Source organism: Euzebya rosea (genome assembly GCF_003073135.1).
Taxonomy (GTDB): domain Bacteria; phylum Actinomycetota; class Nitriliruptoria; order Euzebyales; family Euzebyaceae; genus Euzebya; species Euzebya rosea.
This window is the reverse complement of record NZ_PGDQ01000005.1, coordinates 274,239-298,439: the sequence shown is the minus strand read 5'-3', so window position 1 is coordinate 298,439 and position 24,201 is coordinate 274,239. Positions and strand designations below refer to the sequence as shown.

Here is a 24,201-nt window from a genome sequence, read left to right as displayed (position 1 = left end):
CGTCACGGCCCGACGTCCCGGGGTCAGCCCTCCAGCGGCGGCAGCCCCATGCGTTCGCGGACGTGCGGGATGCGCATCGGCGGGACCTTGCTCGGTGGCTGGCGGCGCGGGGGCAGGCCGCCCAGCAGCTCGGCGGTGACCGCCGCGACCCGCTCGACCGCCGCTTCGTAGTCGGGGGTGACCGCGGCGTTGGGCTGGCGGATACCGGTCACCTTGCGGATGTACTGCCGTGCGGCGGCGGCGATCTCGTCCTCGGTGGCTGGCGGCTCGAGGCCCCTCAGCTCGGTAATGTTTCGGCACATGCGGGTCATTGTGCCGGGTCCCCGCGCCCGGATGTTTGCTCCCTGACCACTGCGGAAACGGACACGCCCATGGACAACGCCCGTTCACTCTCTCGCGTCATCATGTCTGCCCTCGCCATGCTCGGCCTGCTCGTGGCGTTCCCCGTCGCGCCAGCGCGTGCGGTCGAGGACGTCACGCCCGCCCGGGTCGCGGGACCCAACCGGGTCGCCACGGCAGTTGCGCTTGCCGACCAGGCCTTCCCCGACGGCACCGGCACGGCCGTGATCGCCACGGCCGTCGCGCCGCAGGACGCCCTCGCCGGCACGGCGCTGGCCGGGGCCCTGGACGCGGCGCTGCTGCTGGTCTACCCCGAGGACCTGCCGCAGGAGACCGTCGACGCGCTCGACGGCCTGGGCGTGGACGACATCGTGATCGTCGGCGGCACGTCGAGCGTGTCCGAGGACGTGGCGGACCAGCTGGCCGACGGTGGCCGCAACGTGACGCGCCTGTTCGGCGAGTCGCAGTACGACACCGCCGAGGTGGTGGCCCGCGCGGCCATCGAGAACGGCGCGTTGCCGAACGTGGACGGGCTGGCCACGGTGCTGCTGGCCGACGGCGAGGGTTTCGCCGACGCACTGGCCGGCAGCCCGATGGCCTACGCCGGCCCCACACCCGTGCTGTACACCGAAACCGACGTCCTGCGGAACGAGGCGGCCGCGCTGATCGACGACGCCGACGTCGAGCAGGTCGTCGTGCTCGGTGGACCGGCCGCGGTGTCCGAGGCGGTCGTCGACGCCATCGAGGACCGTGGTGTACGGGTCGTGCGCCTCGGCGGGGACACCCGCGTGGAGACCTCCACCGTCGTGGCGGCCTGGACCGCCGAGCAGCTCGGCTTCGGTACCGACGACGTGATGCTGGCCAGGGGCGACGACTTCCCCGACTCCATCACCGCCGCCCAGCTGGCCGGCAAGGGGTTGCGTCCGCTGGTCATCAGCGCCACCCCCGAGGTCCTGTCGCAGGAGGGGCGCGCGTTCTTCCGCGACCACTGCGGCACCATCGAGGTCGTCCAGGCCGTCGGTGGGGAGGCCGCGGTGTCCACCGCGGTGCTGGAGGAGGCCGAGACCGCCGCCGAGGCCTGCGGTGCCGGCGAGCAGCCGGGCCAGGGCGGCGACGACGCCCTGCCGGCCTACACCGTCGACCCCTTGGCGCTCGACACCGAGCTGTCCCAGCTCGACACGATCGCCGTCACCCAGCTGGGTGGCGCGACCGCCCTGCACGTCGGGCTGTTCGCCTGCGACAGCGTCGAGGTCGACACCGACGGATCGGCGGTCTTCACCGACGCCGACGGCGACGGCGCAGCAGACGGCCTTGGGTCCAGCGACACCGGCGAGGCGATCATCACCGGCATCAACTTCGTCGACGTCGACGACAGCCAGCTGGTCCGCGACGCCGAGCCCGAGGACGACCGGCTCGGCATCCAGGTGTCCTCCGGCGCACCGGACTGCTCGGTCGTGGTGGCCTTCGACGCCGCCACCGACCCCCTTCCGGTCGACGGGGCCGGCCGACCGACCGTCGCGTACGGCACCAGCGTCGTGCGCTACGGCGAGCAGGAGGAGCCCACCGAACCGTCGGACCCCGACCGTCCGGCCGACACCCTCGTGTTCAGGGTCGACCCCGACGAACCGGTCACCGCCAGCCCGTCGCAGCCCGTGACCTTCACCGTCAACGGCCGGTTCGACGACACCCCGATCTCGCGTGACCTCAACATCCTGCTGTTCCCCTGCAGCAGCACCGACGTCCTCGGCGCCGGTGCGGACACCTTCGAGGACGCCGACAACGACGGCGGGGCCGACGGGTTCGGCGCCACCGACAACGGGCTGCTGAGCATCACCTCCATCGACGGCGAACCGATCGACCCGACGAAGGCCGCCGGCCCCGTCTCGGTGACCGACGACACGTTGACGTTCCAGATCTCCGCTGCCGAGGGCACGGACTGTGGGACGGTCGTCGTCGTGGCCGGCAACGGCAACGGCAAGTTCGACGTCGACAGCAACGGCGTGCCGCTGGAGGACTACGGCGTCGGGCAGGTCCGGGTCGGCTGACCCGCCCACCCGCGACCACACCTCGCGCGCCGCCACACCACATCGTGTGCCGCGGCCACACCTCCCCCTATCGTCAGGACCCATGATGGGCACCCACATCGGCGTCGACCTCGGTGGCACCAAGGTGCTGGCCGCTCGAGTCGACCAGGACGGACGGGCCGAGGGCCACGTCAAGCAGGTCACCCCCGTCGAGGGGCCCGACGCGGTCGTGGCCGCGATCGCGGAGGCGGTCGAGGCCATCGCCGCCGACACCGACGACCCGGTCGTCGGAGTCGGGGTCGGCGCGCCCGGACCGATCTCCGACGGCGTGATGCTCCACGCCCCCAACCTGTCGGGCTTCGACGACGCCGTCCCCCTGGGCGCGATGCTCGAGGACCGGCTGGGCCTGCCGGTGGAGCTCGGCAACGACGCGAACGTGGGGACCTTCGGCGAGGCCCGGTTCGGCGCGGCGACGGGCGGCACCATCGTGCTCGGCTGCTGGTTGGGGACCGGGATCGGCGGTGGCCTGGTCATCGACGGCCGGGTCCACCACGGCAGCTCCGGCACCGCCGGCGAGCTCGGCCACGTCCCGGTGTCGGTCGAGGGCGGACGCTGGTGCGGCTGCGGCCGACAGGGGTGCGTGGAGGCCTACGCCGGACGTGCGTCCATGGCCGCCGCCGTCCAGGAGGCCATCGCCGCGGGCGAACGCACCTCCCTGCCGACGATCATGGCGTCCAAGGGCAAGGACCGGCTCACTTCCGGCGTCTGGAAACGTGCGCTGAGGGACGGCGATCCCCTGGCGGTCCGGCTGATGGAGGAATCCGTGGCCGCGCTCGGCGTGGCCATCGCGGGGGTGATCAACGTCCTGGACGTCGACACGATCGTCTTCGGCGGCGGCCTGGCGGAGAAGCTCGGCCAGGAGCACGTCGACCGGATCGCCGACGCGGTTCGTCCGCGCCTCATCGCCCCGGAGGTCCCCCGCCGGTGGGTGCTGGCCGAGCTCGGCGACGACTCGGGCGTGATCGGTGCGGCGGCCCTGACCTTCACGACCTGATCGTCGACCCTTACGAAGCCATGACAGGCGGCCGCCATCGGATGACGGTGGCGGCCGCCGACGTTCCCGGCGAGGATCAGGCATTCCCCACGCCCGGAGCCCTCGTGCGCACCGAAGCCCCCTCACCCCCGCCCGACCTGCTCGCCCGAGAGGCCCATCCGCGGGTGATCCGATGGACGCACTGGCTGAACGTGCCGATCCTGGCCGTGATGATGTGGTCGGGGCTGCGGATCTACTGGGCCAACGACGTCTACGCCGCCGGGGTCGGGTCGTGGGAGGTCTTCGCGTTCTTCCCGGACGGGTTCTACTCAGCCCTCGGGCTGGAGCGACGGCTGGCCAAGGGCATCGCCTTCCACCTCAACACCGGGTGGTTGTTCGTCCTCAACGGCGTGTTCTACGTCGCCTACCTGGCGCGGAGCGGCCAGTGGCGTCACCTGGTGCCCGACCGGTACGACGCCCGCGACGCCGTCGACGTCGTCCTCCACGACGTGCACCTGCGCGCCGACGCCCCGCCGCACGGCCGCTACAACGCCGCCCAGAAGATCGCCTACACCGGCGTGGTGCTGCTGGCGTTCCTCATCGTCGGCACCGGGTTCGCGATCTACAAGCCCACGCAGCTGTCGTTGCTGACGGGGCTGTTCGGCGGATACGAGACCGCGCGGCTGATCCACTTCTGGACCACGATCGCGTTCTCGGCCTTCGTCGTCCTGCACCTGGTGCAGGTCGCCCGCTCGGGGCTCGGCAACCTGATGTCGATGGTGACCGGGTTCGAGTACTCCGCTGTCCCGGAGGAGCGCAGGCCGTGACCGATCCGACGCACCGCGACGACCCGGACCTCGACGACCCGCACCTCGACGACCAGGACCTCGACGGCCAGCACCTCGACGAGCCGGACGAGGTCGTCGGCTTCCTCCACGGTGGGGTCGACCCCGCCCCGACCGTCCGTGAACGACGCGCGCAGGCCTTCGCCGCGCAGGCCCGGGCCGAGACGACGAGGGTCAGCCGGGCGGTGTACGTCCAGCGGACCCGCCGGTCGGTCCTGACCGGCGCGGCGGGGGTGGCGGCGCTCGGCCTGGGCTGGGGGTGGCTGCTGCGGGCCCCGGAGGACGGCAACATCCCGTGGCCGCTGCGTCGCGGGTTCGAGTGGAACGAGACCGTCTGGTCGACCCTGTACGACCCCGGGCGGCTGGCACCGGAGTTCGACGTCACCGCCGCCGAGGACATCCGGGTGAACGGCACGATCGGGCTGGACCCCCCGCTGGACGAGGCCGCCTGGCGGCTGCGGGTCGAGGGACCCGACGGGCAGCTGCTGGACGAGCTCGACCTCGCCGACGTGCTGGACGGGGCGAGCCCCGTGCACCAGGTGACGGAGCACAAGTGCATCGAGGGGTGGAGCGCCGTCGTCGCCTGGGAGGGCATCCGCTTCGCCGACTTCGCCGGCCGCTACGAGTCGCTGCTGGCCGACACCGGCTACGTGCAGCTGGTCACGCCCGACGAGGCGTACTACGTCGGGCTGGACGCCGACACCGCGATGCACCCCCAGACCCTGCTGGCGACCGGCCTCAACGGGCAGCCGCTGACCAGCGACCACGGCGCGCCGCTGCGGCTGGTCACTCCCCTCCACTACGGCATCAAGGCCCTCAAGCGCATCGGCACCATCCGCTTCACCACCGACCGCCCGGCCGACTACTGGGCCGAACGCGGCTACGACTGGGACTCCTCCCACTGACGCGTGTCGGCTCACGGCGGCCGACGCCCGCGTGGCGACACTCGTCAGTCGGTGAGGTGGGCGCGGCCGCGGGGGGACAGGCGGTAGCCGACGCGGAGGGACTCTGTCAGGCCCAGGGCCTTGAGGCGGCGGACCCGTCGCTTGAAGCGTGGCACCTCCGGCTCACCGACCATCTCGGCCAGGTCCGGGGCGCGGGTGCCCTCGTGGTCGGCGATCAGGCGCAGGAACGTCGACGTCCAGGGACCGTCGTCGGCGGCGGCGTCCAGCCGGGCCAGCGCCGCGTCCAGCTCGGCCCGGTCGGCGTCGGACAGCTCGTCGGCCTCGCGGAGCGCCACGCGCGGGTCGACCCCGGCGTGGTGGAACTCGATGCGGTACAGCCGCCGGTCGGCGCCCTCCTGCAGCGCCGCGAGGACGTCGGCGACCGAGGCGTGCCCGGCCGCCCTGGCGTCGGACTCGGCGATGTCGGCCTCGTCGATCAGCTCGACAGCATCGATGGCCAGCAGGCCGGCGGCGGTTCGCAGGGTGCCGCCGGCCTTGACAGTCGGCCGTTTCCAGCGCCGGAACGCACAGGTGATCGAGCCGTCGGCCAGGCCCTCCCACGTCGTCTTCGGCATCAGCATCGGCCGATCACCCTAACGTCGCAGCTGCCCGCCCATCGCCTCGACCGCCTCGGCGATCCGCTCGATGGCCGCGGCCTCCTCGGTGTCGGTCAGCTGCGTCTCGGGGTCGTCGAGCAGCAGCGAGAACGCCAGCGACTTCTTGCCCTCGCCCAGCTGCTCGCCGGTGAAGACGTCGAACAGGTCGATGCTGCTCAGCCGTTCACCGGCCGCGCTGGCCACGACGTCGCGCACGGTCGCATGGTCCACCGCGACGTCCACCAGGACGGCGACGTCGAACCGCAGGCCCGGCAGGGGCGAGGGCATCACGGCGGTCGGCAGGTTGGCGCCGCCGTCGACGATGACGTCCAGCCGCAGCTCGGCTGCGACGGTGCGCTCGGGCACCTCGAAGGCCTTGCACACCCGCGGGTGCAGCTCGCCGACCACGCCGACCTCGGTGTCCCCGAAGAACACGCGGGCGGCCCGTCCGGGGTGGAACGGCATCTCGTGGGTGCGCTCGACCCGCAGGTCGTGGGCCACGACGGTGCGACGGATCAGCTCGACGGCACCCATCACGTCGGCGAACTCCACCGGACGGGCGTCGCTGTCGTGCCGGCCGGCCTCGAAGGCCCCGCAGGCGATCAGCGCGACGTGGTCGGGCTCGGCTGGCAGCTCGACACCGGACGGGCCACCGTCGAGGGCCACGTGGCCGTCTCCGGGCGGCACGAACACGTGCCCCGTCTCGAACAGCGCGAGGTCGGTGTTCTGGCGGTTGACGTTTCGCCGAACCGTCGCCAGCAGGCCGGGGAGCAGCGTGGTGCGCAGCACCGACTCCTCCTTCGACAGCGGGTTGACCAGCTTGATGGTCCGACGGCGCGGGTCCTCGTCGTCCAGCCCGAGCGCGACCAGGTCCTCGTCGGCGATGAACGGGTACTGCAGCACCTCCGTCCAGCCACCGCCCGCCAGCGCCCGACGGATGTCCAGCGCCGCCAGGTCCTCCGGCGAGCGTCGGCCGGACCGACCGGTCGACGGAACGCGCGGCTCGATGTTGTCGTAGCCGAACAGCCGCGCGACCTCCTCGGTCAGGTCGGCCTCGATCCGCATGTCGGGGCGGTACGGCGGCGGGACGACCAGGCGCTCGTCCTCCCCCTCGCCCTCCGTGGTGCAGCCCAGCGACTCCAGCAGCTCGACCTGGCGGTCGGCGGAGATGTCCATGCCGATCAGCGACCGGACCCGTGCCGGCCGCAGGCGGATCGGGGTGGGCATGTCGGGGATCGGCTCGAGGTCGTGGCCACCGACGACGGTGCCGCCGGCCCACTCCGTGATCAGGTCCGCGACCCGCGTGGCGCCCTGCGGCAGCCATTCGGTGTTGACGGTCCGCTCGAAGCGGGACTTGGCCTCGGTGTACAGGTGGTGGCGCCGGCCGGTGCGCAGCACCTTGACCGGGTCCCACGCCGCGACCTCGACGTACAGGTCGGTGGTGCCCTCGTTGATCTCCGTGGCGTCACCGCCCATCACACCGGCCAGCCCGATCGCGCCGGACTCGTCGGCGATGACGACGTCCTCGGCGTCCAGGATGCGCTCGACCCCGTCGAGGGTCGTCAGCACCTCGCCGGGTTCGGCGTTGCGCACCACGAGGCCGCCGCTCAGCAGCGCGCGGTCGTATGCGTGGACAGGGAAGCCGGTCTCCAGCATCGCGTAGTTGGTGGCGTCCACGACGTTGCTGATCGGGCGCATGCCAGCCAGGTTCAGCCGCTTCTGGACCGCAGGCGGCGAGGCCGCGATGGTGACGCCCTCGATGCCGCGGCCGTCCCAGCGACGCACTCCGGTGCCGTCGGCGAGGGACACCTCGACGGTGGCGTTCCCACCGGGGTTGCCGGCGAGCTGCGGGACCTTCAGGTCGGCGCCGGTCAGGGCGTGCAGGTCACGGGCGAGGCCCCAGATGGAGGCGCCGTAGCCGCGGTCGGGGGTCAGGTCGATGTCGAGGACGGCCTCCTCGAGGTCCAGCCAGTCGGTCACGTCCGCACCGACGGGGGCGTCGTCGCCGAGCAGCCAGATGCCCGAGTGGTCCTCGCCGACGCCGAGCTCACGGGCGGAGGCGAGCATGCCGTTGGAGGTGACGCCCATCAGCTTCTTGGTGCCGATCTCGAAGCCGCCCGGCAGCGTCGAGCCGGGCAGCGCCGCCGGGACGCGGTCGCCGACGGAGAAGTTCTTGGCGCCGCAGACGATCTCCCACTCGCGCTCGCCGTCGAAGGCGTTGACCAGCGACAGCTTGTCGGCCTTGGGGACGGGGGCGAAGGACAGGATCTCCACGACCTTCAGGCCGCGGGCGCCGGTGGTTGGCCGCTCGACGGCGTCGACCTCGAGGCCGCCGATGGTCAGGACGTCGGCCAGCTCCTCGGGGGACAGGTCGAGGTCGATGTAGTCGTACAGCCAGGAAACAGGAACACGCATGGTGGGTTCTCCTCGTGACGCCGCGGGCTAGAAGCTGGACAGCAGTCGGACGTCGTTGTCGGCGAACAGCCGCAGGTCGGGCACGCCGTAGCGGACCATGGCGGTGCGTTCGATGCCGATGCCGAACGCGAAGCCCTGGACCTCCTCCGGGTCGTAGCCGCCGGCGCGGAGGACGTTGGGGTGGACCATGCCCGAGCCGAGCAGCTCCATCCACTTGCCACCCCCCTGCCCGTCGGGTACCCAGGCGTCGAGCTCGGCGGACGGCTCGGTGAACGGGAAGTAGTGGGGTCGGAAGCGCAGCTTCACGTCCTCGCCGACGAGCGCCCGGGCGAAGGCCATGAGGGTGCCGTACAGGTCCGACAGCGACAGGTCGGTGTCGACGGCGAGGCCCTCGATCTGGTGGAAGACCGGCACGTGCGTGGCGTCGGGGGTGTCCTGCCGGTAGACGCGGCCGGGGATGGCGACGTACACGGGCGGGTCGTTGTCCAGCATCGTGCGGATCTGCATCGGCGAGGTCTGGGTGCGCAGCAGCATCCCGGTGGTCCCGTCGTCGCGCTTGGGGGCCTCCGTCAGCCCGTGCACGTAGATGGTGTCCTGCAGCGTGCGTGCCGGGTGGTCCATCTGCGTGTTGAGCGCGTCGAAGTTGAACCAGTCCGACTCGACCTCGGGGCCCGTGACGATCTCGTAGCCGAGCCCCACGAAGACGTCGAGGATGGCGTCGAGCGTCTGGCGGAGCGGGTGCAGCGACCCGCGGGCGGGCACCCGCGGCGGCAGCGTGATGTCGATGGCCTCCGCGGCGAGGACGACGCGGTCACGCTCGATCTCCAGCGTGGTGCGCCGGGCGGACTCGGTGCGCCCGAAGTCGGCGTTCACGGTGTTGACGGCCTGGCCGACGGCCTTGCGCGTCTCGGGGTCCATCCTCCCGAGGCTGCGCTTGACCATCGACAGGCGACCCTTCTTGCCCATCCAGGTCTGGCGGACGGCCTCGAGGGCGTCGAGGTCGGTGGCTGCCTGCAGCTCGGCGACGGCCTCGGCGCCGAGGGCGAGCACGTCGTCGGGGGTGGGGACGTCCGGGGTATCGGTGGTGGGATCAGTGGTCACAGCTGGGTGCTCCGCTCTGGCGTTGGGGCAGGGGTGAGGGGCGTGGACGTGGCGGCGGCCGGTGTCGGCGCCGGGCGAGTCCGCGAACGAGCCAGGGCCCGCGTGGCTGACGCGGGGCTAGTGGCTCTCGCCGTTGGTGTGCCGAAGGGCCGACAGATCGATGCCTGCGAGCTCGAGACCGCCCTTCGGCAACGTAAATCGGAAGACCGACCCGCTGCCCGGGGAGGACTCGACGACGATCTCGCCACCGTGGGCCTGCACGAGCCCCTTGGTGATGTACAGCCCCAGCCCCGTTCCCTGCTTCCGCTCGCCGGGTTTGCGGAAGAACTTGGTGAAGATGGGGTTGAGGAACTCCTCGGGGATGCCGTCGCCCTCGTCGGCGACGGCCACCTCGACGAACTCCTCGGTCTCGCTGGCGGTGATCGTGATCGTCCCGTTGGTGTACCGGATCGCGTTCTCCAGCAGGTTGGAGAGGATCTGCTCGACGCGGTCGGGGTCGGCGTACAGCTGGGGCAGCTCGCCGATGTCGACGGTGATCGTGCGGCCGTGGCCCACGCCGGCCTCGACCCGTTCGCCCACGCGCGCGGCGGTGGCGGCCATGTCGATCATCTGTCGCTTGAGCTGCAGCCGACCGGCGTCGATGCGGCTGACCGCCAGCAGCTCGCCCAGCAGGCGGGTGACCCGGTCAGCGTCCTCGTTGACGGTGGCGAGCATCTGCTTCTTCTGCTCGTCGGTGAACCGGTCCCACTTGGCCAGCAGGGTCTTGGTGAACCCCTTCACGCTGGTCAGGGGGCTGCGCAGCTCGTGGGACACCGTGGAGACCAGGTCCGACCGGGCGACGTCGCGGCGTCGCCGGGCGTCGGCCCTGCGGATGGTGAGGACCAGCTGCGTGGTCCGGCCGGCGTCGTCGGCCAGCCGTGCACCGGTCATGGCCACCGCCCGAGAGGTGCCGGCCCCGACGAGGGTCAGCTCCTGCTCGGCGATGCGGGGCAACAACGCGGCGTCGACCTGCATCGGCGTGCAGGTGGCCCACCAGTCCGCGCCGTCCTCGGTCCGCAGGCGCAGGACGTGGTCGGCTGCCTGCCCCACCACCCGGTCGGCCGGCAGCCGGAGGAGGCGCAGCGCCTGGGTGTTGGCGTAGGTGATGGCACCGTCGGATCCGACGATCACTGCCGCATCGGCGATCAGCTCCAACGCCGCCATGTCGGCGGGGGTCTTCTGCGCCAGGTGCGTGCTCATCGTCAGGGCGTCGGTGGCGTCTTCGTCGAGGGGTGGGACTGCGCGCTGTTGACCGAGTAGGCCATGACCGCGACGGCGGCGGCGAGGTTGAGGCTCTCGGCATGGCCGGAGTACCCGTCCCGCTGCGTGGTCGCGATCGGAATGTGCACCGACACGCTACATGCCTCGACGGCCACCGACGAAAGACCTGCAGCTTCTCCACCGAACACCAGCGCGGTGGGGACCGACAGGTCGACCTCGTCCAGCGGCACCGACGCGTGCACGTCGGCAGCCAGCAGCTGCAGGCCGGCGTCGGCGATGGTGTGCAGCTCCTCGGGGTCCACGCCGGTGATCAGCGGCAGGTGGAACACCGACCCCGTTGAGGCACGGACGGCCTTGGGGTTGTAGGGGTCCACGCTGCCCCGGACGAACACGACGGCATCGGCGCCGGCCGCGTCGGCGGTCCGCACGATCGTGCCGGCGTTGCCCGGGTCGCTGACGCCGTCGAGGACGACGAGGAAGCGTGCGGTCGGCAGGATGTCGGCCAGGGCCACCTGGCGAATCGGTGCCACACCGACCATGCCCTGCGGGGTGACCGTGTCGGCCAGCGCCCGCAGCACCTCGGGGGTCACGGTGCGGATCCGTGCCCCCGCGTCAGCTGCGTCACGCAGCAGGTGGACGTGGCCGTGCACGGCCTCGGGGGTGATGAACAGCTCGACGAGCTGGTCCACCGCCTCGCTGACCGCTTGCGGGCCCTCCACGAGGAACAGCCCCTCGTCCCGACGACCCTTGCGGGCCGCCAGCTTGGCCGCAGCCTTGATGGAGCTGTTCGCGGCCGACGTGATGACCGGTGCGTTGACCAGCGCCCTCACGTCGAACGCGGACTCCTCGAGGTCGACCTCGGTGGGTGCCTCGAGCCCCTCGGGAGCGATCGCCATCCCTAGAGGTGGGCCTTCGCCTGCTCGACGAGCGCGGAGAACGCCGCCGGGTCGTTGACGGCCAGCTCGGCCAGGATCTTGCGGTCGACCTCGATCTCGGCCTGCTTCAGGCCGAACATGAAGCGGCTGTAGGACAGGCCGTCCTGGCGGGCCGCCGCGTTGATGCGGGTGATCCACAGCTTGCGGAAGTCCCGCTTCTTCGCGCGACGGTCGCGGGTTGCGTACCGATCGGCGTGCAGGATCGTCTCGTTTGCGACGCGGTACCGGCGGCTACGTGCCCCCCGGAACCCCTTCGCGCGGTTCATGACTGTACGGCGGTGCTTGCGTCCGTGGACGCCGCGCTTGACGCGTGCCATTGCTGTCTCCTAGCTGAGGTGTGTCGTGGTGAGAGTGGTGCGCGGACGGGCTACTGGCCCAGCATCCGCGAGGTTGGGCAGGAGCCCGGGGACTGGGCTACTGGCCCAACATCCGCTTGATGGTCTTGGCCTCTGCGGTGTTGTGCAGCGGCTGGTCCTTGCGCAGGCGCAGCTTGCGGCGCTGCGGCTTGTGCTCCGCGAGGTGGTTGCGGTTCTGGCGGCGGTGCATGACCTTGCCGGTCTTGGTGACGCGGAAGCGGTCCTTGGCGCCGGAGTGGCTCTTCTGCTTGGGCATGACGTGCTCCTGATGGGGCGGTTCTTGGGAGAGCTGTCGTGGGTCTTGCTCTGGCGTCGCCGTGGTCACGGCGGGAAAACGCAACGCGGCCGCTGCGCAGGGGCAGCGGCCGACGACGATCCCGACCAGCCCTGGATCGGGCTGGCGTTCTGACGTGATGGACCCACGCGAGTCGTTGCCCGGTAGGTGGGGAAAGCCGCTCCCACTTGGTATGGACTCGCGATGATACGTCAGATCGTCACGATCTGCCGAACCCGTGGTGTCGGCCGGTGGGCCGAGGGCCGCGGACGGGACCGCGTGACGCGGACGCGGGGGTGGGGGTGGGGCTGGGGCTGGGGCGCGGGGCGCGGGCTCGCGGCGCGGGGCGCGGGGCGGGGCGCGGGGCGCGGCGGAGTTGTGCACCTCGGCCGAGACCCCGACCGAGGTGCACAGGCACCCGGCCCTCCTGTGCGGCTCAGCCAACCCCCCGGCTGTGCTGCACAACTCGGCGCCCCGGGTGGGCGCGCGGCGGGTGGGCGCGGGGCGCGGGCTCGCGGCGGGTGGGCGCGGGGCGCGGGGCGCGGCGAAGTTGTGCACCTCGGCCGAGACACCGACCGAGGTGCACAGGCACCCGGCCCTCCTGTGCGGCTCAGCCAACCCCCCGGCTGTGCTGCACAACTCGGGCGGGTTGCTGGCCCGCTGGACGCGGGCCGACCCCCGACCGAGAGGTCGCGCTAGCCCTGGCCGGGGATCCAGAGCTTGTCGGTGGCCTTCTGCTGGGGCTGCTGCGGCGCGGCCGGCGGCGGCGTGGTCGCCTGCGCCTGGCCGGACCCGGCTGCCTGTTCCTCCCCCGCACCCTCGCCGGCCCGTTCGGCGGCGATGTCCTTCTCGGCCTGGACCTGGGCGGTCTTCAGCTGCGCGATGGCCTGCTCGAGCTGCGGGGCGGTCTCGGCGAGGACGCCGCGACCGGCGCCGAGCAGCGCCTCCATGGAGTCGATCAGGACCCGGGCATCCGGCAGGCCGAGCTTGACCTCCGCACCGGTCCCGAGGACCGAGAAGGCCTGCAGGAGCAGGTCGTGGACGGGGGCCTGGCGGAGCTCGTTGAAGTAGGCCTCGAGCTCTTCCTGGCTGGGCTGGGGTTGCTGGGGTGCGCTCATGGTGGCGGCCATCCTACGCGGGCCACCGGCACGTTCACCCGTGCGTGCCGACGCTCAGCGAAGCCCCGAGAAGCGCAGGTAGGCGTCGACCAGCGTGGGGCCGACGAACAACGCGACGAACGATCCGGCGGCGAGGAACGGCCCGAACGGGATCTGGTCCTTGCGGTCACCCTTGCGTGCGGCCAGCACGATCGAGGAGATGATCCCGCCGCCGAGGAAGGCGATGAACATCCCGATCACCACGGTGCCCCACGACACGTAGCCCAGACCCATGCCGAGGAACGCCGCGAACTTCACGTCGCCCATGCCCATGCCGCGCGGGTAGATCAGGGCGAGGAGGAGCAGGAACGCGAACGCCGCCAGCCCCCCGCCGACGACCCGCAGCGCCACCGACGGTTCGCCGTTCAGCAGCGCCGCACCGACCAGCAGGACCAGCAGGGCGGGGGTCAGCGGGTAGGTCAGCGCGTTGGGGATCCGCTTGGTGGCCAAGTCGATGAAGGTGACGACCAGCAGCATCCACGCGAACAGCAGCATGCCGGGCAGGGCCCAGTAGTCCGGCGGCTCCATCGATGCCAGCCACCAGCCGACCGCGGCGAACATCAGGCCCGACGTCAGCTCGACGGCCGGGTAGCGTGCGCTGATGGGCTGTCCGCAGTGCCGGCACTTGCCCCGCAGCAGCAGCCAGGACAGCACCGGGATGTTGTCGCGGGGACTGATCTCGTTGTCGCAGCCGGGGCAGGCGCTGGGTGGCCTGACGACGCTGCGTCCCTCGGGGACACGGTGGATCACGACGTTGCCGAAGGACCCGAACAGCAGCCCGAAGACCCCGGCGAACAGCGCGACCAACCCAGCCATGGGGCACATGATGCCTGCTGGGCCCCCGTCACCGTCGCTGCCGTCCCCGATGGCCGTCGACGACCCGGCACGAGGACCGGTGGGCGGCCAGGGTGCGGGGGACGCGGTAGAACTCGACCTCGATGTCGGACACCTCACACCTGCCCTCCGCCGAATGCGCCGCCATGCTGCGCCGCCGCGCTGCCGACATCGAGGCGGCCCGCCGGCTGCCCGTTGACGTCGTCGAGGCGATGCGCGACGAGGGGTTGTTCCGCTCGTGGGTTCCCTCGGCCTACGGCGGTCCCGAACGATCGGCCGTGCAGGGCCTCGAGTCCATCGCCGCCGTGGCCGCCGACGACGGCGCGGCGGGCTGGTGCGTGATGATCGCCCTGACGACGTCGATGACCGGATACCTGCTGCCCGCGACGCACGCGGAGGCGATCTACGGTGACCCCGACGCCATCACCGGCGGGTTCGCCGCACCTGCCGGGACCGCCGTTGCCCTGCCCGGCGGTGGGCTGCGGGTCAGCGGCCGCTGGGCGTGGGGATCGGGGACCAGCCACTGCACGACGATCGCGGGCGGTGTGCGACTCGTGGACGCCGACGGCCGACCGGCGTCCCGCGAGGACGGCCTCACCTTCCCGTTCGTGTTCTTCGACCGCGATGACGTGACCCTCCTCGACACCTGGCACGTGATGGGCCTCTCGGGCTCCGGGTCGACGGACTACACGGTGGCGGACGCGATCGTGCCCGAGGGCCGGTGGGTGGAGTTCGGCCGCACCGAGCCGGTGGTCGAGCGGCCCCTGTCACGGTTCCCGATGTTCGGGTTGCTCGCGCTGGGGGTGGCGTCGGTGTCGGTCGGCCTCGCCCGCCGCGGGCTGGAGGAGCTGGTCGAGCTCGCCGGCGGCAAGCGGCCGCAGGGAAGCCGCAGGACCCTGGCGGAACGCCAGACCACCCAGGTCGACGTCGCGCGGGCCGAGGCGGTGGTCCGGTCGGCGTGGGCGTTCGTGGTCGACACCGTCGGGGACGCATGGACCACCACCGAACGCGGTGACCCGCTGACGGTCGAGCAGCGCCGGTTGCTGCGCCTGGCCGCCACCGACGCCACCGCCCGCTGCAGCGAGGTGACTCGTCGGCTGCACCTGCTGGCCGGCGGCGTCGACGCCTACCTCTCCTCCCCGATCCAGCGGGTGTTCCGTGACGCCCACGTCGCCTCGCAGCACGCCATGGTCGCCGAGCGCACCTACGAGCTCGCCGGCCGGCTGGCGCTGGGCCTGGACACCGAGACGGGCCAGCTGTGAACGGCACCCTGCTGACGGGAGGGCTGGCCGCGGGAGGGATCGCCGCCGCCGGGCTGGGCATCTCCAGGCTGCTGCCGCTGCGTCCCCTTCCCGCGCCCACCGGTCCGCACCGTGTCGGCACCCGGACCGTCGTGCTGGACGACGACCGCCACCCCGACGGGCTGCCCGTGCAGGTCTGGTACCCGACCGCGGACGCGGGCAGTGCCGCCCCGCTGCTGGCCGACGGCGACGCCTTCGGGCGAGGCCTTGCCGCCTCCTACGGCATCCCCGCCGCCCTGCTGACCCACCTGCGCTGGGTCCGGGGCACCGCCGTGGCCGACGCCCCTCCCCTGGACGTGTCGGCCGACCTGCCGACCGTCGTGCTGGTCCACGGCTGGAAGGGGTTCCGCACCGCCCACAGCGACGTGGCCGAGCAGCTGGCCTCGCAGGGCCACGTCGTGCTCGCGGCCGACCATGTCGGCGGGTCACTGGCGGCCGTGCACCCGGACGGGTCGGTGCAGCCGATCGACCCGTCGCTGCTGCCGCCCGAGGGAACCCCGGACTACTGGCCATCGGCCCGGCGGCTGGTCGAGCGCTACGCCAGCGACCTGTACACCGTCCTCGACGCGCTCGGCAAGCCCCACCTGCCGCAGGCCGGCCCACGGACGGTGCTGATCGGCCACTCCACCGGCGGGGCGGCTGCGCTGCTGGCTGCGGAGTCCCATGCCCGTGCGGTCGGCTGGGTCGGCCTGGACCCGTGGGTGCGCCCGATCGCCATGGCCGGCGGATCACTCCCCTCCTCCCTGGGTGTTGCCGCGAGGATCCTGCGCAGCGCGGAGTGGGCCGGCAACGCCAACGACGACGTGCTGGTGCCGCTCGCCGCCCACCTCGACCAGCCGGTGCGGACCCTCCCCGGCACCGGCCACGTCGACTTCACCCTCCTCGGGCGCCTGTCGCCGCTGGTCCGCCGCGCCGGGCTGACCAAGGCCGACCCCGACGTCACCCGCCGGGCCACCCTGTCGGCAGCCGAGGAGGTCCTGGCCGACCTGTCACACACCGCGGGGACCGCCGCAACCGGCTGACCCCGGCGCCGTCGAGCCGCGTCGGGCAGGATGGCCGGCGTGCCTGCCCATGCCCAGCCTGCCCGTGACGAGCACCGTCGGGAGCGCTCGCCGGGCCTGGTCCGGCGCGTCGTCCACGCGTTCGCCCCCTACCGGACCCGAGTCCTGGTCGTCTGCGCGCTGATCGTGGTCACCGCCACGATCGGCGTCGTCAACCCGCTGCTGGTCCAGGTCGTCTTCGACGATGCGCTGTTCGCCGACGGCGGGCCGGACCTGTCGCTGCTGTGGACGCTGGTGGCGATCATGACGACGCTGCCGCTGGTCTCCGCCGGCCTGAGCCTGTACCAGACCTACGTCACCAACACGATCGGGCAGCGGGTCATGCAGGACCTGCGCAACAACCTCTACGCCCACCTGCAGGGCATGCCGCTGCGCTTCTTCACCGACACCCGTACCGGCGAGATCCAGTCGCGGCTGTCCAACGACATCGGGGGTGTGCAGGCCGTCGTCACCGACACCCTGTCCAACCTGCTGTCCAACTCCGTGACGCTCATCAGCGTCATCGTGGCGATGCTGGCCCTGTCGTGGCAGCTGACCGTGCTCAGTCTCTTCCTGCTGCCGATCTTCGCGTGGCTGTCCAAGCGGGTCGGGCACGCCCGCCGCAAGGTGTCGAAGTCCACCCAGAAGGAGCTCGCGGACCTGTCGGCGATGTCAGAGGAGACCCTCAGCGTCAGCGGCATCCTGCTGTCCAAGACCTTCGGTCGGCAGCAGGCCGAGATCGAGCGGTACTCCGCCGCCTCGGGCCGGCTGGCCGAGCTGCAGGTCCGCCAGACGATGATCGGCACGTCGTTCTTCTCCGTCATCCAGGCGTTCTTCGCGATCACCCCGGTGGCGGTCTACGCCCTTGCCGGGGTGCTGCTCGCCGACGGTGGCGGCGGGGTGCTGGGCGGCGGCGACCTGACCGCCGGCACGATCGTGGCGTTCACGACGTTGCAGGCCCGGCTGTTCTTCCCCATCGCCCGGACGCTGGAGGTCAGCGTGCAGCTGCAGTCCTCCATGGCCCTGTTCGAGCGGGTCTTCGAGTACCTCGACCTCGAGCAGGAGATCGTCGACACCGACGACGCCACCGAGCTCGGCGCCGTCGAGGGCCACATCCGCTACGACCACGTGTGGTTCGCCTACGAGTCCCGGCCCGACGTGGAGGAGCCCACCGAGTGGGCGCTGTCGGACGTCGACATGACGATCGAGCCCGGTCAGCTGGCGGCGCTGGTCGGCCCGTCCGGGGCCGGCAAGACGACCCTGACCTACCTGCTCCCCCGCCTGTACGACGTCGATCGCGGCGCGGTGCGGATCGACGGCCACGACGTGCGCGACGTGACGCTCGCCAGCCTCGCGCGGCAGATCGGCATCGTGACGCAGGAGACCAACCTGTTCCACGCCACCATCCGCGAGAACCTGGTCTACGGGCGGCCCGACGCCACGCAGGAGCAGATCGAGGAGGCCTGCCGGGCCGCGTCGATCCTCGACCGCATCCACGAGCTGCCCGACGGCTTCGAGACCGTCGTCGGCGAGCGGGGGTACCGCATGTCGGGCGGCGAGAAGCAGCGGCTGGCGATCGCGCGGGTCATCATCGCCGACCCGCGGGTGCTGGTCCTCGACGAGGCGACCAGCGCCCTGGACACCGTCAACGAACGGATCGTGCAGCAGGCCCTCGAACGCCTGATGGAGACGCGCACGACCGTGGCGATCGCCCACCGGCTGTCCACGATCCTGCGGGCCGACGTGATCTTCGTCGTCGACCGTGGGCGCATCGTCGAACGCGGGACCCACGACGAGCTGCTGGAGCGCGGCGGGACCTACGCCGGGCTGTACCACGAGCAGTTCGGCGGTGGCGAGGTCGAGGCGCGCTGCGCCGACGGGCTGCTGCTGCGCAACGGGGACGTCGTCCGCATCGGCCCCGACGACGGCTGACCGGGAAGGCAGCAGGACTTCGCCCATCCGACGTCGAACTGCTGCGCCATGCGCATCCCGCCGATCGTCGCCCTGCTCGTCCTCGCACTGATGGCCGTCCCCCTCGGGGTCCAGGCCGACCAGCCCATCGCCCGCCGTGCCGCGGGCGTGGAGGAGGTCCGAGAGGGCCTGCTCGGGGGCGACCTCGGTCCTGCGGTTGCCCCCGAGGTGGCCCTGGCCGCCGTCGCCGACCGGCTGGAGGTCGACGCCGAGGGGTTCGCCTTTGACTTCCACCGCACGTCGCTGGCGGGTGAGCACTTCCGGGGCCGGCAGGTCATCGGTGGCGTACCGGTCGACGGCACGGCCGTGGCCGTGCACGTGATCGAGGGACGGGTCGCGATCGTCGAGGCGAGGGACACCGACGCGGTCGGCTCCCCCGTGGCGACACCCGTGACCGCAGCCACGGCCGAGGCCGCGGTGCTGGGCGCGTTCGGGGTGACCGACGCCATCGCCGTGGACAGCGAGCGGCTGCTCGTCCCCACCGACGGCGTGCTCGTCGACACGTGGCGGGTCGGTGTCGTCGCCCCCGAGGTCGCGGTCACCGTCGACGTCTCCGCCGCCGACGCCACCATCCTCGAGGTCGGCGACGACCGCCTCTTCGCCAACGCGACTGCCACCCTGTTCTCCCCCAACCCCATCGCCACCTCCGGCCACATCGACATGCGCCAGGACGTCGACGTCGCCGGTGTCGACGTGGACTTCACCACCGACAGCCGGGTGGCCAAGGAGCTTCGCGACCTGCCGATCCGCGACTTCGACCTGGCTCGTGCGGCCGCAGGCAACCTGGTCGGCCCGTGGGTCGACGTCATCGGCGGCGGCCCGATGGTGCCGGTCCTGGACCGCTTCGACGTCACCAAGACCGACCCCCGGTTCGAGGGCCTGATGGCCTACCACCACATCGACGCGATCCAGCGGTACTTCCGGGACGAGCTCGGCCTCGACGACATCAACGCCGAACCGCAGCTGACCGTCGCCCTGCCGGTGATGGGCTTCGACAACTCCTTCTACCAGCCGGCCAATGACCTCGTGCTGTTCGGCGCCGGCGGCGTGGACGACGGCGAGGACGCCGAGGTCATCATCCACGAGCTGGGCCACGCCATCCACGACGACCAGGTCCCCGGCTGGGGCAAGTCGGCCGAGGGCGGCGCGATGGGTGAGGGCTTCGGTGACTTCCTGGCCGCCAGCTACTACGCCACCTTCGACGACACCCTCCGCACCCAGGACACGTGCCTGATGGAGTGGGACTCCACCTCCTACTCCTCGGAGGAGCAGACCTGCATCCGTCGCATGGACACCACCAAGACCTATGCCGACAGGGTCGGGCAGGTCCACGCCGACGGGGAGATCTGGTCGAAGTTCCTGTGGAACGTCCGCGAGCACCTCGGGCAGACCGAGGACGAGCGGTCCGCCAACGTCCTGACCTGGCTGCTGACCGCGCACTTCTCCACGAGCGACCGCGCCGACTTCGCCGAGGCCATCCGCGCCCTGGAGATGACCGTCGACTCCGTCGCACCCGACGCCGAGACCGCCGCGGAATGGGACGCCGTCCTGTACGACGAAGCCGTCGCCATGGGCATGCCGATCGCTGCCCGCCCCGGCGCGTCGACGGGTTCGTAGCGCTCGACGTCGGCAGGTAGCGTTCCGGGCATGGAGCGCCTCGAGAAGCTGACCGCCGGCATGCCCCTGCTCGTCGGCGGCGACCGGTACACCACCGTCCCCGCCGACGTGGCCGACGCCTTCGAGCTCGGCGACGCCGTCCTGGTCGCCGACACCGGCGAGGTCCTGCACGTCCCCGCCGCGGAACGCCGGGCCGCCGGCGCCGCGGTCGATGCGGCGGTCGCCGCGTTCGACGTCATGGGCACCGCCACCGACGACCAGGTGTCGGCGTTCTACGACGCGTTCGCCAACGCCCTGGCCGACGACACGATCTTCGTCGCCATCGCCCGGGCCAACGCCGACGACGTCGAGGCCGCTCGCGAGAAGGGCCGGTCGACCACCCGGCTGGAGCTGACCGCACGGATGCGGGCGGACATGGTCGAGGGGCTCCGTGGCTGGCGGGACATGCCGGGCGGCCGCGGTGAGGTCATCGAGACCGTCACCCACGATGGCTGGCGGGTCGAGCAGGTCCGTGACCGCCTGGGTGTCGTCGGGTTCGTCTTCGAGGGCCGGCCGAACGTGTTCGCCGATGCCTGCGGGGTGCTGCGCAGCGGCAACACCGTGGTGTTCAGGATCGGTTCGGACGCGCTGGGCACCGCCCGCGCGATCGTGACCCACGCCCTGCGTCCGGCCCTGGCGTCCGCCGGACTCCACGAGGGCGCCGCGGTGCTGGTGGACTCCCCCTCGCGTGCCGCCGGCTACGCGTTGTTCAGCGATCCCCGCCTGTCGTTGGCCGTGGCCCGCGGGTCGGGCCGGGCCGTGCACACCCTCGGTGGTGTCGCCCGCCAGGCCGGCGTCCCGATCAGCCTGCACGGCACCGGCGGTGCCTGGATCGTGGCCGGCCCCAGCGCCGACGCCCAGGACTTCGGCGAGGCCGTCACCCGGTCCCTGGACCGCAAGGTCTGCAACACCCTGAACACCTGCGCCATCACCGCCGACCGCGCCGACGAGCTTGTTCCCGTCTTCCTGGACGCCATCCGGGCTGCAGGTACCGCCCGCGGCGCCGAGCCCAAGCTGCACGTTGCCGAGGACTCCACGGATCACGTCCCGGCGGACTGGTTCCAGCGGCAGGTCCCGATCGGCCGCGCCGAGGGCGATGTCGAGGAACCGCAGGCCGAGGCGATCGCCGTTGACCAGCTGGGCCGGGAATGGGAGTGGGAGGAGTCCCCCGAGGTGACGCTGGTCGTGGTCGATACCGTCGACGACGCCGTCCAGCGGTTCAACGCCCAGGCACCCCGGTTCGTGGCCAGCCTGATCGCCACCGACCCGGCCGAGCACGACCGGTTCTTCGCCACGATCGACGCCCCGTTCGTCGGCAACGGCCTGACCCGCTGGGTCGACGGCCAGTACGCGCTGGGCAAGCCCGAGCTCGGCCTGTCCAACTGGGAGACCGGCCGGCTGTTCGCGCGGGGCGGGATCCTCGCCGGCGACTCGGTGCACACCGTCCGCACGCGTGCGGTGCTCGACCGGCCCGACATCCCCCGCTGACCCATCACGGGGCTCCCGGCCCCGGACGCACCAACGAGGTCGTGTCTGCGGGAACACGACCTCGCTGATGGGCTTGGTTGGGCTGCTCGGTCGGGGGTGGCACGGCTGCCCCGGCACGGGGCCGGGGCAGCCGCCATCGGTCATCGGACCGGGTTGAGCAACCCTTCGATGGCCTGCTGGACGATCGCGCTGATCGCGCTCTCGCCACCGAGGAGGACCGCGCTGGTCACCGACGAGGTGGCCTCCAGGTAGTCAGCCGTGTCGGGGCTGAGGTCACCGGATGCGGTCAGCAGCAGCGGCGCGTCCAGGCGTGCCAGGCGGGGACCGCCTGCCAGCGCGTCGGGGAACGCGTCGTCCCGGGCGAACCCGACGACCATGGGGTCGTCGAAGAACGTCTCGGCGACCAGGACGGCCGTCGCGTGACGTGTCGCCCCGACCACGGACACCGCGTCCGGGTAGGCCGTCGCGGCCGGGCCACCGATGGCGTAGACGTCGGACGACGGCACCCCGCTGTCGGCGATGTAGTCGTCCACCGCGTCGTGCGGCACCCCTGCGGGGGTCAGCAGCACGGCACCGCCCCGGGCGCCCGCGGCCGCACCAGCGGTCATGGCGTCGGGGAAGTCGTAGCCGTTGGTGATCAGCAGCTCCGTCGGGTCACCGATGACGTCGGCGATCTCGATGGCCGTCTCGACCCGGCTCTCACCGGCAAGGCGAACCACCGCGTAGCCGTCGGTGGCCAGGGTGTCCTCGATGGTGGTGCCGAGCGCGGACTCGCCACCCAGCAGGTAGACCGATCCGCCGGGCGCCAGGGCCCGGGCGATCTCGGCCGCCACGTCGCCGTCGAGGCTGTCGGACGGGTTGATCAGGACGGGCGCGTGCAGGTCGACGGCCAGCGGTGCCCCGGCGAGGGCATCGGCGTAGTCGTCGGCACGGGCCAGGACGATGTTGCTGGCCTCGCCGTCGGCGAAGTCAGCCCGGGAGACGGCGATGGCGGTCTGGACACGACCGGCACCCTCCAGGCGCTGGACGAACGGCTCCGGCTCCGGGGTCGGGGTCGGGGTCGGGGTGGGCTCCGGCGTCGGGGTCGGTGCGGGCGTCGGGGTCGGGTCGACCGGACCGGGGTCGACGGGACCGGGGTCGACCGGACCGGCCGGGCACTCGGCCAGCGGCACAGCCGAACCGCTGTAGAGGAACGGTCCCTGGTAGGACCCGTAGGAGGAGTAGTCGTCCTGCTGGCCGGGTGCCGCAGGGTCGAACAGCAGGGCGATCAGGCCGCGAAGCGGCTGGCCGAGCGGGATGAAGATCCCGTCGTCGACCTCCTCGACCTGGATGCCGTGGGCCTCCAGCCGGGTCTGTGCCGACGGCATCAGGCCGAACTGTGGGTCACCCTCGTACTCGATCCGCTCGGTGTACTGCTCGGTGGTGATGAGGTACCCGCACGGCGCCGGGTCGACGATCGTGCCCTCGCGGCTGTCGCGGATCGGCGGGCTGATGCGAGGGGTGTCGCGGGTGCCGTGCAGGATCAGCGGACCCTCGTTGCGGGAGTTCTCCTCGAAGGCGGCGTCCTGCACGGCCGCCGCGTCCTCGTGGTTGGCCAGCGAGAAGCGGAGCAGCTCGCGGTAGGTCCACAGGTGGGAGTAGACGTGGCGACGGTCGTTGTGGTTCTGCTGGGTCGGGCCGCCGGAACCGGAGGCGTTGGGCCGGGTCGGCCCACCGCTGCTGCGGGACTCCAGGAGGATGCCAACGATGCCCTTGAGTCCGAGGGTGTTGCGGAGGATCGTCTCCTCGCTGTAGCCGATCGGGTAGGGCTGCGGCCACCAGCCGTCGTCCTCCGCAGCGCCGAACAGGTAGTCCAGCGTCAGTGCGTTCTGGGTGTAGCTGGCGACCTCCTCGTCGACCGCGGCGTTGCGGGCCCACAGCAGCGGCAGGTCACCCACGTCGTTGTTGCCGTAGTGGTGGCCGTCGATGGCGATCGTCGGCTCGTAGAGGCTCATCGCGCGTGCCACGGCGAGGGGCTCGGGCTCACGCAGGAGGGAGTGGTCGCGGTTGAGGTCCTGGCCGCGGGCGTTGCCGCGGCTGCCGGCCGCACGGCCGTCGCCGTTCATCGACGGCATGACGATGACGGTGACCGCGTCCAGCAGCTCGTCGATGAAGGGGTCGTCCTCCAGCGCGAGGTAGCGGATGATCATGAAGCAGGCTTCGCGGCCGCCGGCCTCGGGGCCGTGCACGTTGCAGTTGAGGAACACCGTGGAGCCCTCGCGTGCCTCCCCCGGGGTCGGGGGCGGGTCTCCGAAGACGAAGAGGTTGATGTCGCGGCCCAGGTGGGTGCGCCCCATCAGCTCGACGCGAACGCGGTCGCTGTTGTTGGCGATGAGGTTGGTGAAGGCCAGCTCGCCCTCGTAGGAGGTCCAGTCGTCGGGGTCCTCCTCGAACTCGATGCGGAAGGCGTCCGACGGGCTGGGGGCCTCCATGGTGTCGGCGTACGTCCAGTCCGACCAGGGGCCCTCCACACCGGCGGCGACGGCGCGAACACGCCAGCCGTACCGGTCACCGGGGATGAACCCCGCGTCGGCGAAGGTGGTCGAGTCGCCGGTGTAGGTGTAGCGGTTGTAGCGCCAGATGCCGACCAGCA

At 72.0% G+C, this 24,201-nt stretch carries 20 protein-coding genes; 9 read left to right on the top strand and 11 right to left on the bottom strand.

The window, feature by feature from the left end; genetic code table 11:
* Positions 1 to 23: 23 nt before the first annotated feature.
* Positions 24 to 302, bottom strand: coding sequence for a DUF2277 domain-containing protein (locus CUC05_RS08480; protein WP_108665647.1), 279 nt, complete (start codon positions 300 to 302; stop codon positions 24 to 26).
* A gap of 102 nt (positions 303 to 404) precedes the next feature.
* Between CUC05_RS08480 and CUC05_RS08475 the strand changes: the two genes are divergently transcribed.
* From CUC05_RS08475 to CUC05_RS08460, 4 genes are all read left to right on the top strand, one after another.
* Positions 405 to 2,384 carry a cell wall-binding repeat-containing protein gene (locus CUC05_RS08475; protein WP_170127956.1) on the top strand — a complete coding sequence of 660 codons (1,980 nt, stop codon included), beginning with the start codon at positions 405 to 407 and terminating at the stop codon, positions 2,382 to 2,384.
* A gap of 82 nt (positions 2,385 to 2,466) precedes the next feature.
* Entirely contained in the window at positions 2,467 to 3,417 is a 951-nt protein-coding gene (locus CUC05_RS08470; protein WP_108665645.1) for an ROK family protein, read from the top strand.
* 20 nt (positions 3,418 to 3,437) lie between these two features.
* Positions 3,438 to 4,223, top strand: a complete 786-nt coding sequence (locus CUC05_RS08465) for a cytochrome b/b6 domain-containing protein (protein WP_205712212.1) — start codon at positions 3,438 to 3,440, stop codon at positions 4,221 to 4,223.
* Positions 4,220 to 5,146 carry a molybdopterin-dependent oxidoreductase gene (locus tag CUC05_RS08460; protein ID WP_108665643.1) on the top strand — a complete coding sequence of 309 codons (927 nt, stop codon included), beginning with the start codon at positions 4,220 to 4,222 and terminating at the stop codon, positions 5,144 to 5,146. Before CUC05_RS08465 ends, CUC05_RS08460 begins: the two co-directional genes overlap by 4 nt.
* Positions 5,147 to 5,190: 44 nt before the next feature.
* Here CUC05_RS08460 and CUC05_RS08455 read toward each other — a convergent pair whose 3' ends face one another.
* The 9 genes from CUC05_RS08455 to CUC05_RS08415 form a co-directional block, all read right to left on the bottom strand.
* Positions 5,191 to 5,766, bottom strand: coding sequence for a hypothetical protein (locus tag CUC05_RS08455; RefSeq protein WP_108665642.1), 576 nt, complete (start codon positions 5,764 to 5,766; stop codon positions 5,191 to 5,193).
* 12 nt (positions 5,767 to 5,778) lie between these two features.
* Positions 5,779 to 8,196, bottom strand: a complete 2,418-nt coding sequence (gene pheT / locus CUC05_RS08450) for a phenylalanine--tRNA ligase subunit beta (protein WP_108665641.1) — start codon at positions 8,194 to 8,196, stop codon at positions 5,779 to 5,781.
* 27 nt (positions 8,197 to 8,223) lie between these two features.
* Positions 8,224 to 9,297, bottom strand: coding sequence for a phenylalanine--tRNA ligase subunit alpha (gene pheS / locus CUC05_RS08445; protein ID WP_205712211.1), 1,074 nt, complete (start codon positions 9,295 to 9,297; stop codon positions 8,224 to 8,226).
* Between the two features lie 117 nt (positions 9,298 to 9,414).
* The gene (locus tag CUC05_RS08440; RefSeq protein ID WP_108665640.1) at positions 9,415 to 10,536 is read right to left on the bottom strand and encodes a sensor histidine kinase; all 1,122 of its coding nucleotides are present in this window, start codon (positions 10,534 to 10,536) and stop codon (positions 9,415 to 9,417) included.
* 2 nt (positions 10,537 to 10,538) lie between these two features.
* Positions 10,539 to 11,453, bottom strand: coding sequence for a TrmH family RNA methyltransferase (locus CUC05_RS08435; protein WP_108665639.1), 915 nt, complete (start codon positions 11,451 to 11,453; stop codon positions 10,539 to 10,541).
* A gap of 2 nt (positions 11,454 to 11,455) precedes the next feature.
* Positions 11,456 to 11,809, bottom strand: coding sequence for a 50S ribosomal protein L20 (gene rplT, locus CUC05_RS08430; RefSeq protein ID WP_108665638.1), 354 nt, complete (start codon positions 11,807 to 11,809; stop codon positions 11,456 to 11,458).
* Between the two features lie 97 nt (positions 11,810 to 11,906).
* Positions 11,907 to 12,104, bottom strand: a complete 198-nt coding sequence (gene rpmI / locus CUC05_RS08425) for a 50S ribosomal protein L35 (RefSeq protein WP_108665637.1) — start codon at positions 12,102 to 12,104, stop codon at positions 11,907 to 11,909.
* A 713-nt stretch (positions 12,105 to 12,817) separates the two neighbouring features.
* On the bottom strand, positions 12,818 to 13,240 hold the full coding sequence (locus CUC05_RS08420; protein ID WP_157965370.1) for a hypothetical protein: 423 nt from the start codon (positions 13,238 to 13,240) through the stop codon (positions 12,818 to 12,820).
* 54 nt (positions 13,241 to 13,294) lie between these two features.
* Complete coding sequence (locus CUC05_RS08415; RefSeq protein ID WP_108665635.1) at positions 13,295 to 14,095, bottom strand: prepilin peptidase; 801 nt, start codon at positions 14,093 to 14,095, stop codon at positions 13,295 to 13,297.
* Positions 14,096 to 14,217: 122 nt separating this feature from the next.
* Between CUC05_RS08415 and CUC05_RS08410 the strand changes: the two genes are divergently transcribed.
* Genes CUC05_RS08410 through CUC05_RS08390 form a run of 5 tightly spaced genes read left to right on the top strand, consistent with a single transcriptional unit; the run spans position 14,218 to position 21,569 of the window.
* Positions 14,218 to 15,375 carry an acyl-CoA dehydrogenase family protein gene (locus tag CUC05_RS08410; protein ID WP_108665634.1) on the top strand — a complete coding sequence of 386 codons (1,158 nt, stop codon included), beginning with the start codon at positions 14,218 to 14,220 and terminating at the stop codon, positions 15,373 to 15,375.
* Positions 15,372 to 16,436 (top strand): alpha/beta fold hydrolase, encoded by a 1,065-nt coding sequence (locus CUC05_RS08405; RefSeq protein WP_108665633.1) that lies wholly within the window; start codon positions 15,372 to 15,374, stop codon positions 16,434 to 16,436. The genes CUC05_RS08410 and CUC05_RS08405 overlap by 4 nt, the downstream gene beginning before the upstream one ends.
* Positions 16,437 to 16,466: 30 nt before the next feature.
* Positions 16,467 to 18,386, top strand: coding sequence for an ABC transporter ATP-binding protein (locus CUC05_RS08400; protein WP_108665632.1), 1,920 nt, complete (start codon positions 16,467 to 16,469; stop codon positions 18,384 to 18,386).
* Between the two features lie 48 nt (positions 18,387 to 18,434).
* Complete coding sequence (locus CUC05_RS24595; protein WP_108665631.1) at positions 18,435 to 20,042, top strand: M36 family metallopeptidase; 1,608 nt, start codon at positions 18,435 to 18,437, stop codon at positions 20,040 to 20,042.
* Between the two features lie 30 nt (positions 20,043 to 20,072).
* Positions 20,073 to 21,569: an aldehyde dehydrogenase family protein gene (locus tag CUC05_RS08390; protein WP_108665630.1), complete on the top strand. Its 1,497-nt coding sequence runs from the start codon at positions 20,073 to 20,075 to the stop codon at positions 21,567 to 21,569.
* Positions 21,570 to 21,709: 140 nt separating this feature from the next.
* Here CUC05_RS08390 and CUC05_RS08385 read toward each other — a convergent pair whose 3' ends face one another.
* Positions 21,710 to 24,040, bottom strand: coding sequence for a cell wall-binding repeat-containing protein (locus CUC05_RS08385; protein ID WP_157965369.1), 2,331 nt, complete (start codon positions 24,038 to 24,040; stop codon positions 21,710 to 21,712).
* Positions 24,041 to 24,201: the final 161 nt, after the last annotated feature.